9 protein-coding genes are annotated in these 15,153 nt (G+C 55.4%); 8 read left to right on the top strand and 1 reads right to left on the bottom strand.

Translation table 11 applies throughout. The annotated features are described in order from the left end of the window. The first annotated feature begins 2 nt into the window (after positions 1–2). From PQQ52_RS15595 to PQQ52_RS15575, 5 genes are all read left to right on the top strand, one after another. A complete protein-coding gene (locus PQQ52_RS15595) occupies positions 3–1,043 on the top strand; it encodes a glycosyltransferase family 4 protein (protein WP_408212710.1) in 1,041 nt (346 codons plus the stop codon). 48 nt (positions 1,044–1,091) lie between these two features. Continuing rightward, on the top strand, positions 1,092–1,919 hold the full coding sequence (locus PQQ52_RS15590; protein WP_408212707.1) for a glycosyltransferase family 2 protein: 828 nt from the start codon (positions 1,092–1,094) through the stop codon (positions 1,917–1,919). Continuing rightward, positions 1,916–4,855 carry a DUF4838 domain-containing protein gene (locus PQQ52_RS15585; RefSeq protein WP_408212704.1) on the top strand — a complete coding sequence of 980 codons (2,940 nt, stop codon included), beginning with the start codon at positions 1,916–1,918 and terminating at the stop codon, positions 4,853–4,855. The genes PQQ52_RS15590 and PQQ52_RS15585 overlap by 4 nt, the downstream gene beginning before the upstream one ends. A gap of 153 nt (positions 4,856–5,008) precedes the next feature. Further along, the gene (locus PQQ52_RS15580; protein ID WP_408212702.1) at positions 5,009–7,390 is read left to right on the top strand and encodes a YjbH domain-containing protein; all 2,382 of its coding nucleotides are present in this window, start codon (positions 5,009–5,011) and stop codon (positions 7,388–7,390) included. A gap of 20 nt (positions 7,391–7,410) precedes the next feature. After that, positions 7,411–8,133 (top strand): carboxypeptidase regulatory-like domain-containing protein, encoded by a 723-nt coding sequence (locus tag PQQ52_RS15575; RefSeq protein WP_408212699.1) that lies wholly within the window; start codon positions 7,411–7,413, stop codon positions 8,131–8,133. Positions 8,134–8,203: 70 nt separating this feature from the next. On the opposite strand, the gene gmd is transcribed toward PQQ52_RS15575, so the two are convergent. Beyond that, positions 8,204–9,247, bottom strand: coding sequence for a GDP-mannose 4,6-dehydratase (gene gmd / locus PQQ52_RS15570; protein WP_408212697.1), 1,044 nt, complete (start codon positions 9,245–9,247; stop codon positions 8,204–8,206). A 768-nt stretch (positions 9,248–10,015) separates the two neighbouring features. Here gmd and PQQ52_RS15565 point away from each other — a divergent pair. The 3 genes from PQQ52_RS15565 (at position 10,016) to PQQ52_RS15555 (ending at position 15,009) form a co-directional block, all read left to right on the top strand. Further along, positions 10,016–10,915 carry a glycosyltransferase family 2 protein gene (locus tag PQQ52_RS15565; protein ID WP_408212695.1) on the top strand — a complete coding sequence of 300 codons (900 nt, stop codon included), beginning with the start codon at positions 10,016–10,018 and terminating at the stop codon, positions 10,913–10,915. A 188-nt stretch (positions 10,916–11,103) separates the two neighbouring features. Beyond that, the gene (locus PQQ52_RS15560) at positions 11,104–12,168 is read left to right on the top strand and encodes an acyltransferase family protein (RefSeq protein ID WP_408212692.1); all 1,065 of its coding nucleotides are present in this window, start codon (positions 11,104–11,106) and stop codon (positions 12,166–12,168) included. Between the two features lie 129 nt (positions 12,169–12,297). Continuing rightward, positions 12,298–15,009 (top strand): oligosaccharide flippase family protein, encoded by a 2,712-nt coding sequence (locus PQQ52_RS15555; protein WP_408212689.1) that lies wholly within the window; start codon positions 12,298–12,300, stop codon positions 15,007–15,009. Positions 15,010–15,153 lie beyond the last annotated feature (144 nt).

Below are 15,153 nucleotides of genomic sequence, written 5' to 3'. Positions count from 1 at the left end.
ATATGTCTTATCCGAACGCAGAGCGAACTCCGACAAATGGGTACACGGTTTACGCCGATCTTCGCTGGCCGGTACAGACCGGCATTGGCAATGTCATGACTGCGTGTCTTCAACGCGCGCCGCAGAACGCGCGAGTGGAGACGTTAGGCGTGGCCGGGAGCATCGGCAGCCCGCTCTCGCCGATGCGAATCTCCGCAGCGCTTGCAAGAAAAGACCTGGAAGGCGTGTTCTGGAGTCCGGGATTTGTGCCGCCGGCATGGGGAAACTGTCGCTCGGTTGTCACCGTGCACGATCTGACGCATCTGCACTTCTACTCCAGATTGCATCGTGCCTATTACGATTTTCTGTTCCGTAATATGTATCGGCGCTGTACCGCAATTGTCTGTTGCTCTGACTACACCCGCAGTGAGCTTCTTGCGTGGTCGGGCATTGAGCCGACTCGTGTGCACATGGTTTGGCATGGTGTGGATCCCGCCTTTGCGCGCAATGACGAAACGCTGGGAATCGATTACCCGTACGTGCTGTATCCGGGCAACCGGCGTAGCTATAAAAATCTGGATCGCCTGCTGACAGCCTACGCTCAGTCGACTCTACCGGGCCAAGGGGTTTGCCTGCTACTTACCGGAAGTCCCGACGCCAACCTTGAAGGACTTGCGCAGAAACTGGGTGTGGGCAGTCTTGTGCGATTTTCTGGCTACGTCGCTGATGATCAGATGCCTAAGTTATATCGCGGCGCGCTGTTCGTTGCATTCGTATCGCTTTACGAAGGATTTGGATTGCCTATCGTGGAAGCGATGGCCTCCCGCGTTCCAGTATTGACTTCTAACACCTCCGCCATGCCCGAAGTAGCTGGAAAAGCAGCGCTTATCGTCGATCCGTTGAGTGTGAGTGAAATTCAGCAGGGAATGGACCGCCTTGCTGAATCGTCCACATTCAGACGCGAATTGATCGAAGCAGGCGTCGAGCGGGCGACCATTTTCAGTTGGGACCGGGCAGCCGCCGAACATTGGCGGCTTGTTGAAGAGGTCTGTCATGCAGCCTGAAGACTGCAGATTAAAAGCAGGTTTGGTTGTAAAAATTCCGGGGGGAATATGAACCATCGAGATACGCTGAACGTCGTTATAGTCAATTTCCGTACACCCGATCTGACGATCAACTGCGTCAATTCGGTCCTGGCGCTGAAGGTCGCGCTGCCAGAGGATATTGTCGTTGTGGATAACGCTTCGCCTGACAATTCCTACCCGCGTCTACGCTCGGAATTGCCTTCAGGCGTGCGTCTCATTCGAGCGTCGATGAACCGTGGTTTTGGCGCCGGTGTGAATCTGGGCATGGTGGCTGGCACGCGGGACAATGTGCTGGTATTGAATCCCGACACATACTTTATCGACGGGAGTCTTGAGAAAGCACTGGAAACGCTCAAGACGGATCCGGAAATCGGACTTGTCGGCCTCGATCTGACCAATCCGGATGGCTCGCGCCAATACTCGGCGAGACGTTTTTATAGCCTGCTCGATATTCTCGGGCGACGTACGTCGTTGGGCCGGTCGAACCTGCTGCGCAAGCGCTTGACCCAGCATCTGATGATGGATGCGTGGACGCCAGGTCTTCCGTTCGACGCCGAGTGGGTAATGGGAACCGGCTTTGTGGTGCGACGGCATATCTTCGAGGAACTGAGCGGCATGGACGAGGCCTACTTCCTGTATATGGAGGATGTCGATCTGTGCGCGCGTATCTGGCACGCAGGCTACCGGGTGGTATGCGTGCCGGGTGCCCGGCTTGTCCATGAACATCAACGTAAATCGTCCGGAAGTTTGATCAATAGCGCGAGTCGCTATCACATCAAGAGTCTGCTTCGATTCCGTAACAAGTTTCGCGTTCCATTGACCTTGCCGCCCGGCGTCAGCGGTATCGCCAAGTGACGGTAGCCGGCGTGTTTCGAGGCAGCCTTGTGTTCCGGCCGGCTAAGAGCATCGGCGAGCACATTGAAGACTGCCTGCGGCAAGCCGCGATCATGCTGATCGGCGTCTTGCTCGTTGCTTTTTCGATCGACGTTTATGCGGCGTTGCAGCCTTCGCTCGTGAATGGCGATTTTTCAGCAGGCCGTTCTGGTTGGTGGGGTGACAGTTTTGACATCGTGCCGGATGAGAGTGGTTCGGCATTAAAGATATCGGACGGTTTCGCCGCGCAGGATCGAATCGCGATTGAAGGTGGGAAGCATTACCGCGTTCAATTGTCTATACGCGTCGTCAACGCGCCGGCAGATTCCGCTTTCGTCCAGATCAGTTTTCGTGGCGGTGACGTCGACAAGCGCTGGCGCGGCAATGACCGTGTCGTACAGACGTGGGGGCCTGAGGCGGCTCTTCTCGTCGCGCGAGGCCGGGAAGGTGTGTTGACTACCTACAGTGCTGTTTTTGTGGCGCCTTCGCAAGCGAATCAGCTGCTTATCTATCTCCGAAAGAAACCGGGAACATCCGGTGTAGGGGAATTCAGCAATGTCAGCATAACGCCGACGGAAGAACCAGAAACAGGTGCAGGCGATCTTCAAAGTGCGCAATTGCGCGCGACGCTATTAACGCAAGCGTTGCCAGAAGGAACGCGAGAAGCCCGGCTGACCGCTGCAGTCAAATTGGCAGGGACACCCATAAAGCAACTGGTACTCGCAGACCACGGCGTCGCCAGGTATCACGTGCACGTCGGTGTATCCGCCGATGCCATGACATTGCATGCTGCTGGCGAACTGGCCGACTATCTCAATCGCATCACCGGTGCGAGTTTTACTCCGCTTTTGTCGGACGATGCACCGCTGTCGGGTCCGCTGATCATTGTTGGAAACGGGAACCGTCTCGCGCCGAAGCTATGTCCAGATACGAAGTTGAACACCCTCGGCGATGACGGATTCGTATTCTGTACACGGGGTCCTGATCTGGTGATCGAAGGTTCGACTTCGCGCGGAACGATGTATGGGGTCAACTGGCTTCTTGATCGCGTTCTCGGCGTCAGATGGCTGGCTCCGGATGCGACTTACGTACCCACGCGTGCACTATTGACCATCCCGGCGCTGAATGAGCGTCATGTGCCCAGATTTGCCTATCGCGAGATTCTGAGCAGCGAAGGACAGGATCGCGCATTTCGTGCTCACAATTTGCTGAACGGTGAATCGCACGGCCCTTCGTTCTCCGCGTCGCCGGCAATTCTCGACAGTTGGGACCACAGTTGGCTGGCAAAAGACGGTGATGCGTCATTCTGGGATCTGTTGCCGAGGACGCTCTATGCGAAAACGCATCCAGAGTGGTACGCAGGTGGGCAGATTGCCATGATGAACCCGGACGTGCGCCGCATTCTTGCTGAGAACATCATTGTTCGCTTGCGCCGCCTGCCGGACTACACCAAGGTCTGGTTCGGCATTCACGATATGGATTGGGGCTGGGACATGGATCCCGCGAGTCGTGCATTTGCCGACAAACATGACGGAAACCCCACTGCGCCGCAACTCGATATGGTCATGGATGTCGCCGCCCAGGTCCGACAGGTCATGCCTGGCGCGAGATTCGCATTCAATGCTTATCACTGGGGTTTTACGCCACCCGCTGGAATGACGGTACCGGACTATGTTCTCGTCTTTCCCATGACCATCCAGGTGGACTACAGCACGCCATTGAATGCCGGCCGCAATGACGCGTTGGGCAAAGCGCTGGTTGGCTGGAATGCTATCGCCTCGCACATTTTGGTTTGGGATCACATCACCAATTTTGGCGGTTTCATTCAGCCTACGCCGAACATTTATCCCATCGGCGAAAGCATTAAGTGGTTGGCCTCGTTGAACCACGTATCGGGCTATTTCGCGGAGGGGAGTTGGAACACGGCCGGCGCCGAATTCGCGAGCTTGCGGGTCTGGATGATGGCACGGCTCCTGTGGGACCCGGATCAGGATGTCCATGCGCTAGTAGCAGAGTATTGCTCGAAATATTTCGGCGCCGCTTCTCAAGATGTCCTCGCCTATATCGATCTGATGCATGCGGCGGTCGCCAGGAGCGGAGACATGTTGGGCGAGCAAACACCGGTTGGCATGGGAATGTATTCGCGCGACTTCGTCGCATCAGCGGACAAACTTCTGGCGCACGCTGAGCGTGAAGTGTCGCAAGACGAGGTACTCGCGGCACGAGTTCGGCAGGCGCGTATACCACTCGACTATGTGATTCTCGTGCGCCGAAATGAATACGGAACGCTGCCGAAGGATGGCGTATGGCAGATTGACTATGCCAACCGCCTGCAGCGATTCAACGCCTCCATCAAAACGGCGCATGTGACGATGTTTCGCCAGGGAGCCAGGATCGCAGCGCTGGACGAATTGCTGGCTATCGAGCGACGCGAGGCCAGTCCACCCACCGTGACCGCAAATCTGGCGCATGCAGACTGGCAGGACTTTCAGGATCTGGATCTGAACGTCTACGGGGACGCGCATATCGTCGCCGATTCTTTTGCCAGTGACGGTGCAGCAGTCCAGATGAGAGGATCTTCGTCCATTTGGGCGGTGCAATTCAAGTTCGACAAATTGCCGCGAACGGGATCGTGGGATCTGTATGCCGCATTACGTGTCAGGTCCGGAAGCAGCAACCCACAACATCGCGGCGGTGTGCGAGTGGGGTCCTTTCCGCCGATGGACCGTTTTACCCATGTGTCGTCGGAAACACTGGCCGGCGATCAGTATCAGATCGTTCAGGTGCCGGGAGGACCTTTTTCCTACGGCACGAATCACGAGCAAGGCGCCTATGTACAAGCAGACGGGCTTGCCGCGGATGATCAAGTCCTTGTTGACCGGGTTTTTGCAATACGTCACGGCTCAAATTCGAAATAAGGCGAATTGCGCGGTGAGCGGGAAAAATGTGGGCTGAATGAACGAGCAGCGTCGGGGAGTGGGGTCGTATCTAGCGACCCATATCTGCAGCTCGGATTCATTCAGCACCTGAAATTCGATCAACAACAATGCGCTTTAGAAGCGCTTCCATCCATGCTCAAAAGACCGCACGCACAATCGGCATCATTGGCTCCTAAAGCGGTTGCCCTGTGCGCAATGCTTGCCTTCTCGCTTGCTGCTCGTGCGGCGGACCCTGCGTTGAATTCGCTCGGGCAGAGTGGTGGCCTCGTTATTCCCTATGGCTTTGTGCTGCCGTCGGGAATGGTCGAAGCTCAATACAACAACTATCTTGATCCGCGTTATGGGCAGCAGGCCACCGGAGCCCAGATGTATTGGGGGGCGGTGGGACTTTTGCCGTATGTCGAACTGTCTGGCGGTCTCGCGAACTACCCTGGCAACGTTCACGCGCCATTCTCAGGCGCTGATCACTTCATCTTTCGTCACCTGACGGCGGATATCAAAGTTGAAGTGCCGAAGTTCTTCGAGTATCAACCGAGTATCGCGTTCGGTCTGACGGACGTCGGAGGGCAGACGCACTTCTTCCGCTCGAAATACGGCGTCGTCTCCCAGGCGCTCGGGCCACTTACGCTAACGGCCGGTTACGGACAGGGCGATCGCCTGGACGGCTTGTTCGGCGGCGCTCAACTATCGCTGTGGAACACTGGCTTGTCGCTTCTCGCGGAAGACGACTCGAAAACGCCCTATGCCGGCGTACGTTACCAGTCGCCGCGAATCAGCTGGTTGGCTGATGCGAATGTGATCGGCACGTTCGTGCGCGCCGTCCGCTCGACGAATAACGTGTCTCCGCGCACCTCGTTCTCCGTGGGCATTCAGATACCTTTGGGCAGGCGCTTTAGTGAGCAACGCTGCGCCACTGGCCCTTGCGAAGGCCCGCAAGCGCCAGTTGTTGCACCAGAGACGTCTGGAGCAAACAGTGATGAGCCGATCCGACTGGCCAGTCTGGCCCCGATCGACAGCCAGACTGCGAATGGCAGCGCTAATCCTCTCGCAGGCGCGCCAGTCGCGTATGTGCCTCCGTTGCGATCTTATGCCTCTGTGATGCTGAGCGAAGTGTCGCCTTCTGCGTCGGGTAGACCGCCGTCGGTGCTTTCCGATGCGCTCGACACTTCCGCACTCGACGTGATCGCGACGCAGCTTTTCGCTGCCGGCCTTGAGCGAGTTCGTGCGGGTTATAGCGGCAACGATCTCATCGTGGAGTACGAGAACCATCGCTACAACCAGAACGAGGCTGACGCACTCGGCATCGTACTCGGCGTTGCGAGCATAAACGCGCCACAAGGTATCGACAAGATTCGAGTCATCATCAAGAAGGCGAATGAGCCGCTTGGCGAAGTGAGTGTCGATCGTCAGGCATTTTCGCAATTTGTGGCGGGTGGTTCACCGTCGGCGGCGAGTGCTTCCCTGACGATGCGAACCCGTCCGACTTACGATGCCGACTCGATCGCGTGGCATGGCAATGAGCACAGTCACGGGCTCACTCGAATCCAGATCGAGCCGATCGTCAGTTATCTTTATGGCACCGAGTACGGCAACTTCGACGTCTCGCTGGGCGCCAACGTCCAGGCCTTTGTACCGCTATGGCGCGGAGCCGAATTCTACGCGAGCTATATTGCACCGCTCTATAACACCAAAAACATGGACGAAGGTCGGGTGTTCAGCGACTATCGCCTGCGCGGTGGCCTGAATGCTGTCGCGCTTGCGCAAAGTTTCTGGATCATGCCGCAGGTACTCAACGTCGTCTCGGTTGGTAAGTTTGACTATTCATACGTCGGCGTGCAGAACGAAACGACGATGTTTGTCCCGGGGCGGCCCGATTTGATCCGCTTGCGTCTTGCGTATCTGCATCACGAACCGGGCCACGATGAATTGCCGAGCGAAAAGAATGCGGAACTCACTTACCGCTGGGTTCAGCCGGCGTGGAATCTGTGGATCGAAGCAGGTGTGGCCCGATTCGTGGGCGGGGATAAAGGACCCGTCGCGACCCTGACACGTTGGTTTGACGACGTGTCTGTCAGCGTGCACGGTGAGCATAGCGGCCAGGGCACCTTCGTCGGAGCGGCTGTCAGCTTCCCGCTGACGCTACGACAGGGCATGAGACCCGGTGTCAGTCAGGTCGACGGCACCGGTTCGTTCGGACTCGATTTCCGCACGCGCGTGAGTTCGACCAATTACCTGTCTGCTTCCGCTGCGGAGAACATGAGCTTTCCGTACAGCACGCAACAGTACTTGCTCAATCAGGGCCGCTTCAGCGGCGAGTACTTCTCCACACAGCTGTACCGGATGCGTGACGCGTATCTCCGCTACGCGAGGCCGGATGGCGACGTGCCGAAAGAAACGCCGCATGCGAACGTGCCTGCCGTATCGACAGGCGCGATCTCTGGGCAACGTACCTGTGGATTCGCAATGCAGGGTGTAAGCGACGGACGGGCAAGTCTGCCTGTCAATTGTGATTGACTTCCTTTTGGAGAAAAGAAATGGGGCTTCTTAACGCCAGCACGCTTCGTACGTTGCAGTATGGTTCAATCGTTATCGCAGTCAGCGCATTGGTCGCATGTGGCGGAAATAACGACGGCAATTCGCCGGGCGCGACTGTGAAAGGCACTGCGGCAGTCGGCGCGGCGCTGGCCAATGCGACAGTTTCATTGACATGCAAGAATGGTACGGGTAGCGCGACGTCTGATTCAAACGGTGCCTATTCGGCGACCTTCAAATTCGATCCTCCCTGTGCGATTACAGCGTCGAGCGGTAACGTTACGATTCACTCGTTTGCCGCGGCAGCAGGCACGTTCAATGTGACGCCGTTGACCGAACTTCTGCTGAGCTATCTTGCGGGCCAACTCGGTACGACCGAGAGCGCGCTACTCGCAGGTATCTCGACCAATTCGACTTTCCAGAGCGCTTTGACGAACAGTACCGTGATCGCCAATGCGGTTGCGGGCGTGACGGCGCTTATCAAGAAGCTCTATGGTATTACGCTATCACCGGGTTCATTCCTGACACTGGCATTCACTCCCGGCACGAACGGGCCCGACTCGGATCTCGATACCTTGCTGGCGGCCGGAGCGATTACCAGTAACGGGCAACCCGCAGCGTCGCTCGTAACGGCCGCGGTGGCCGCCGGCGCCGCTTCGCCGATCTCCGGCGGTAGCGCAGGAAGTAACCCGACGGGAGGTACGGGTTCGTCCACCACTCAGTAGATATTTTTTTGACAGGGCGCCGCTTTGCGAGCGGCGCCCGTTCAGATCGACACCTCGGCTGCAGTCGTACTCAGAACGTATCGTGATGCTGATTACGGTCGAGGTCCGCGAGAACCATCATGTGACATAACTGTTCGAGCGTGGTTTCCGGCTTCCAGCCGAGCTTCTCGTGCGCCTTGTCCGCGCAACCAATCAGCAGGTCCACTTCCGCTGGGCGGTAGAACTTCGGATTCACGCGCACCAGCGTCTTGCCAGTGGCGACATCTGTACCGGTCTCGCGCTCTTCCTTGCCCGACCATTCGATCTGGTAGCCCGCGGCGGCGAACGCCATGCGCACAAAGTCGCGTACCGTCTCGGTGCGGCCGGTGGCAAGCACAAATGTATCCGGTTGATCGGCTTGGAGCATGCGCCACATGCCTTCCACGTACTCGAGTGCGAAGCCCCAATCACGCCTGGCGCTCAGGTTGCCGAGTTCCAGCACGTCCTGTTTGCCGAGTTTGATCTTGGCGACCGTGTCCGTAATCTTGCGTGTCACGAACTCGCGGCCGCGCAGTGGCGATTCGTGGTTGAACAGAATCCCGCTGCTCGCAAAGATGCCGTACGATTCGCGGTAATTGATGGTCGACCAGTGCGCGAACAGCTTCGCTACGCCGTACGGGCTACGCGGATAGAATGGTGTGTCCTCGCGTTGCGGCACCGCTTGCACGAGACCAAACATTTCCGATGTCGACGCCTGATAAAAGCGGATCTTCGGATTCAGAATGCGGATGCCTTCGAGCAGATTCAGTGCGCCGATCCCGGTCACTTCGGCGGTCGTTACGGGCTGGTCGAACGAAACACCCACGAAGCTCTGCGCGGCAAGGTTGTACAACTCGTCGGCCTGCGCGCCTTCAAGCAGGCGCAGCGTGGAACCCAGATCCGTCAAATCGTGTTCGACCAGACGCAGATTCGGATGATCAAGCACGCCGAGCTCGCGCATGCGCCAGAAATTGACCGAACTCGTGCGCCTGTAGGTACCGGTCACGTGGTAGCCCTTGTCGAGCAGCAATTGGGTCAGATAGGCGCCATCCTGTCCGGATACGCCGGTGATGATCGCTTTGCGTTGCTTGCTCATGGATTACTCTTCTATAACAGTTGATAAGGTTGAAAATTGAACGCGATATCTTGAACGAAGCGACGTATAAATCACGAAGCGGCACCTACGACCGTTGAGATTAACAACGCACCTTGACCTTCGAGCGATGACTTGAGGGCGGTGCAGGATCTAAACAACCGTCGGTCTTTGTGAATCAGCAGGAATTTTGTGCGGACTTCTGAAATGGGCGGGACCGCATCTGCGGCTGACGGCGACTTTTGATTTCAACCGCCGGCTTATTGCTGATAAACGCCGATAACACTATCCATTAGGGCCCGTTTTACTCTTCGAAAAACCTGCAAATTTTCCGGTGCACTACGCTTTTAGCAGGCGTAGTACTTCGAATTGGCGTCGCAATGATGTAAGCATGAATTGCGCCAAGAAGCGGAGTGCCGCGGGGGCACGTCAGGGAGGCAAGATGCGAGGCTCTTCGGTCTATGGATTCGCTAACGCGCCCAGCGGAATCGCCTGAGAGCGTTTCGTTACGTGCAAACGTAACGGGTTGCGAGCGACGTTACGGGTACGTTGCAGCCGCGCCAAGGTGCGTTGTCTGGACTGACGTCCTTGTCGTGGGCTTTTCGAATGGACAGCCTACTGGCTGTTCCAGAAAATTATTGCCCGTCGCCTCGAGACAATTTGGCACGATTCCTGCTTTTAAGTTGGTTAGCCTCGAAAAAAATTCTCGCAATCTCACGGTTGCCTGTACTAAACGAGGCACAAAATTGCTATTCCGGGGAATAAGCGGCCATGAAGACACACCAAACGCTGCCACTAGTGAGCGTATATATACCGACCAAGAATCGCATGGAGCTTCTAAAGCGCGCTATTGATTCGGTTCTTAGCCAGTCGTACTTGCATATTGAAATCGTCGTGGTCGACGATGGCTCTACCGATGGGACGCGCGAATATCTAAATGGGCTCAGCGAGATATCGTCCATACGGCCCATTTTTATGCCAGTCAGCGTCGGCGCGTGCAACGCGCGAAATTTCGCCATAAGTGCTGCCACGGGGGAGTTTGTAACTGGATTGGACGATGACGATTATTTCGAACCCAATCGAATAAGAGATTTCGTCGACAGATGGCAAGAAGGAAGCGATCAAAACATTAAACCCGCGGGCATCTTCGACGGAATTCGAATTGTGCGCAACGGAAGTCAATCTTTAGTCGCGTCTTCCTGCCCCGCCAATATTAACGACCTGAAAGTCAAAAATACGATAGGAAATCAGGTGTTCGCGCCACGCGAGCATTTTATCGGCGCTGGACTGTTCGACAATACTCTGCCGTGCTGGCAAGACTGGGACTTGTGGTGCCGAATCGCAAAGAAGTACGGAGATTTTGTGAGTTGCGGCAATTTCTCGTATGTACAAGACCTGAAAAGTACGGCGGATCGAATATCTACTCAGCCTGGGTTCGTCATACGTTACGCCGCTAAGCGTTTCAAATTGAAGCACGGACCTTATTCGATGAGCGAGAGTGCGGATTTTGCGAGTTCGCTTTGCGACTATCCGCAGGTCAAGTTGTATCCGTCGGAGCTTGTCATGCTAGCCGGCTCGTGGCAGATGCGGCCGCTTGCACGCAAGCTCGCACAGAACCTGTTGCCTCCATCGGCTTATGCCAGCTTGCGAGAGCTTGTCAATCCGAAATAATGGCTTTTCAGAACCGATCCAACATGCCGCTATATGTTGCGACATGGTCGACGTCCGGTCTTGTCTATCTCAGTTGTAGACGGGCTAAATCGCCGGACACTGGTGTAACGATACGCAACCCGTCCCAGTGATCTACCAACATACCGATATCGACCACTGCCCAAGCAGGCTCGAAATCCAGGACAGATATGCAAGAGGTTGCAATGACGGAAAACAGAATGGGGGCGTTCGATAACCTTCGCTTGGCACTGGCGGTTGTCGTTACGATTGCGCACTTGAATGAACTTCAGGGAATCGAGTCCCGGATCTCTCCGTCCTTGGCAGCCGTTAATGCGTTTTTCTGCTTGGCTGGATTTTTTTGCTTCCGCTCGTATCGGTCTTGTGTATTGAATGGTGGTGGCCTAAAGGCCTACGCGATCAAGCGTTTTTTTCGCATCTACCCAGCGTACGCAACCGTGGTCGTGGTGCCGGCAGCAGTTTGGGCCTCCATGCACGGACCATCGTTTGAAGAAGCCAGATACCTCATCGCGAACCTCGCGACGTTGAATTTCCTTCATCCATGCGTTGGTGGTCTGTTCTCAGACCATCGCTATTGCGCAGTCAATGGAGCGCTTTGGACAATCAAAAACGAGCTCGTGTTATACGGCTCAATTCCTATCTTCTTCTGGCTTCTTACCTCGACCACAACACGCGCGAAAATTTGGACTGCTTCAGCAATTTTTGTAGGCGCATCCACGTATTTCTATGTGATCAATTACGTGGGGCACACGACGCTTGCAAAACAATTTCTATCTGGACTCGCGTACTTCCTCGCGGGCTCGATCATGGCGTGGCGCAGTGAATCCCCCCGCCTGCTGCGGTTGATCGAAACGTCAACCCCTGCATCGCTCGTCGCAATCATTGCGATCGCGATAGTGGCTGCCACCCGCCCGAATCTCATGATGCTGCCCGCCGTTGGGCCATTGTGTGTCGCCTGGGCAGCAGTCCGTCTGGGACAATTTCCTATGCGCCTACGACCGAGGCACGATCTGTCCTACACACTCTACCTGTGCCACTTCCCTGTCATCCAATTGTTCCTGAACTGGCATCACAATCTCAATGCGTATGAGAGTGGCGCAGCGGTTTTTGTCTCTTTTGTTTTGGCATATTGCTTGACTCGAGCCGTTGAAGTTCCGGGCATGAAGATAGGGCAACATCTCTCGCGGCTGACGCTACCTGTACACCCTGTGATTTCGTCAGCAGCGACTGGTTAGTCGTACGTCGACGCTCCCACACGTGTTGTTTGTAGCCACGATGTGAGATTCATCCGAATTTTAAGGCGGACCAGTTCGCGCTTGCAACGGACAGAAGGTCGCCTGGTCATAATTTGATTGAGTTGGCTAATGAAAGACATGAACGGCAGCTTGCGCCGAAGCATTTCCATGAATGTGGTCGGACGTTATTCGAACATTCTCATTCAATTGGGCGTGACTGCTGTACTCGCCCGGTCGCTTGGTCCGAGCGACTTTGGCATCATGGCCGTTGTGTCTGTGCTGTCTGTCTTTCTTGCTTTCTTAAGTGAGATGGGACTCGGACCCGCAATCATCCAGTTTCGTGAGATCAATGCGCGTCAATTGGCGGGCTTGTTCTGGATGACACAGATCGTCGGAGCATTCACAGGCACGCTGTTCGCGGCGGCAGGCCCGTTGATCGCGAACTACTATCACGCCGCTATTTACGTCGGCATTGCCAGGGCAATGGGACTGAACCTGGCGTTGTCTTGCTGGGCGATCGTGCCGCTTGCGTTACTCCGGCGTGACCAGCGCTTCGGGGCCATTGCCGGTGTCGAAGTCAGTGCTGCTGTAATTTCCGGAGTTGCTGCGATACTTGCAACCTTTGACGGTTGGGGTGTGTATGCGCTCGTTACCAAGAGTGTGGTCAATGCGCTCGTAATTTATATTTTCAGCTTCGCTTTGGCAAGACCTCCAGTCCGGGTATTGCCCTCCATGTCAGGCATGCGGCACCTGTTCTCCTATTCCGCATATCAGTTCATGTTTAGTCTTGTGAACTACTTCTCGAGAAATCTGGATAAGATTCTGATTGGCCGCTATCTCGGTGCTTCGATGCTCGGGTTATACGACATGTCCTATCGGCTGATGCTAATGCCAGTGTCAAATCTCACACACGTGATTACGCCTGCCCTGCAACCGGTCTATGCGGAGTATAAGAACGCCCCTGACCTTGTTTTCTTGTCCTATCGAAAACTGTTCCGCTTTCTCCTGATAGTTGGAACCTTCGCGGGGCTCGCGTGCGTCGCCTCAAGTAGTGAAATTATTGGAATTATCTATGGTCGGATATGGAAGTCGGCGGACCCAATTTTCTTTGCATTAAGTTTTTCGATCGTCACTCAGGTTGTGTTGTCATCAACGGGGTCCGTATTCCAGTCGCTGGGGCGTACGGATTTGCTCTTCAAAACGGGCCTGATCTCAACCGTAACAATGTGCGCGGCGATAGTGATTGGCATTGTCGTCAAAGATATCGAACTACTGTGCTGGCTGCTCGTGATCAGTTTTTTTATCAACGCGATCCAATCTTTCCACATGCTGATGCGCAGAGGTTTCAATCGCCCGGTTTCCGACCTGCTCGCAGAGTCCGTGAAGTTTATTTTAGGAGCTCTGACACTCTTCCTCGTAGCGTCGATCCTGGGCAGGTGGACCGTCATTGCCGCCGCACCCGTTGTCGGATTGATCGCAAAAACCAGCCTGATTGCCGTGGCGTTCGGCGCTCTTTTGGCTGTGAGTGGCGACTTGGGATTCGTCATGAAAATTGTACAGTTGCGCAGGGGGAGTTCACCTGCCAACTTAAAAACTCGCGTGAAAGATGTGCAATCTGCCGATATGAACGGCCGGAAAATTCTGGTGATTGCCGATCGGTTTCCAGTTGTATCGGAAACATTTGTGATCGAGCAGATTCGCGCATTCTTGATGTCCGGAGCGCGCGTGACTGTCTTGGCAAGATACAAGGGTCATGCGGGGCCTCTGGTCGACCTGACTCAAACTAACTGTCCTGTTGTGGTAACTCGACCTGGTGTGACGTCGCGCACATCAAATTTTTTGACACTATCCAGATTCTTGATGGGTAGCTGGCAAACGTCAAAGAAGAGGCGAGCGTTTCGCGCCGCGGCGCTTGCAGTAAGAAGCGGCCTAGGCGGAACAGCGATGGATATCGCGATACTGTCGGAAGAGGGTTTCCAGTTTGACGCGGATCTCATCGTGGCGCACTTCGGGCAAATCGGTGTTTCAGCAAGCTACCTGCAGCGCGCTGGATTGATCAATGGTCGCCTGGCAACCGTTTTTCATGGCTACGACGTGACGATAACAGACGTTGTCAAACAGTATCAATCGCACTATATAAAGCTTTTCCGTTCCTCTGACTGGTTATTGCCGGTCAGTCTGTTTTTCGCAGACCGTTTGCAACGTTGGGGCGCTGATCCTACGCAAATCCACGTCTGTCGGATGGGCATCGACGCGCAGCGTTTCATCTTTCGACCAAAGGAGCGAACGACTACCGACTTAAATGTGTTGGCAGTCGCGCGATTGACGGAAAAGAAGGGCGTCCAGTACCTGGTCAGAGCGATGGCATTACTTCCCGCTAATGTCACTTTGACGGTGATCGGAAGCGGGCCATTGGACAAGTCGCTACGTGCCCTTGTCGATGAGCTCATGTTGGGTGAGCGCGTGCGCTTTGCTGGACCTTGCACGCATGAAGAAGTGCGCGGGTACCTTTCAGATGCCGACGTTTTTGTTTTGCCTTCGGTGACCGCGCAGAATGGTGACATGGAGGGAGTGCCTGTCGCGCTGATGGAGGCGATGGCAACGGGAGTGTCGGTTGTATCCACGGTACACAGTGGAATACCAGAATTGATTCAGAATGAGGAGACAGGACTGTTAGTGCCCGAGCGGGATCACGTCGAATTGGCGGCGGTTCTGCGGCGAGTTGCCTCGGGTGAGATTGATGTCAGTTCCATGCGATTAAAAGCTCGAAAATTCGTGGAGGAGAATTTCAATGTGCAGACCGAAGCTGAGCGCCTATTCGAACGCGTAGGAATCGCGTAAGCCAGCTTGCTGGACAGCCGCGATCGTTGCGCCAGGCAAGACGATGGAACGAAACTGTGTTGTTCATGCGCCTTTCACAACTGCAACCAACCAACATGCCAAACCAACCGGCATCGCTATGATCGCCCCCAGCGCGACACGTCT

This window comes from Paraburkholderia sediminicola, from assembly GCF_046030555.1.
Lineage (GTDB): Bacteria > Pseudomonadota > Gammaproteobacteria > Burkholderiales > Burkholderiaceae > Paraburkholderia > Paraburkholderia sediminicola_E.
This window is presented reverse-complemented; position numbering and strand designations above follow the sequence as displayed.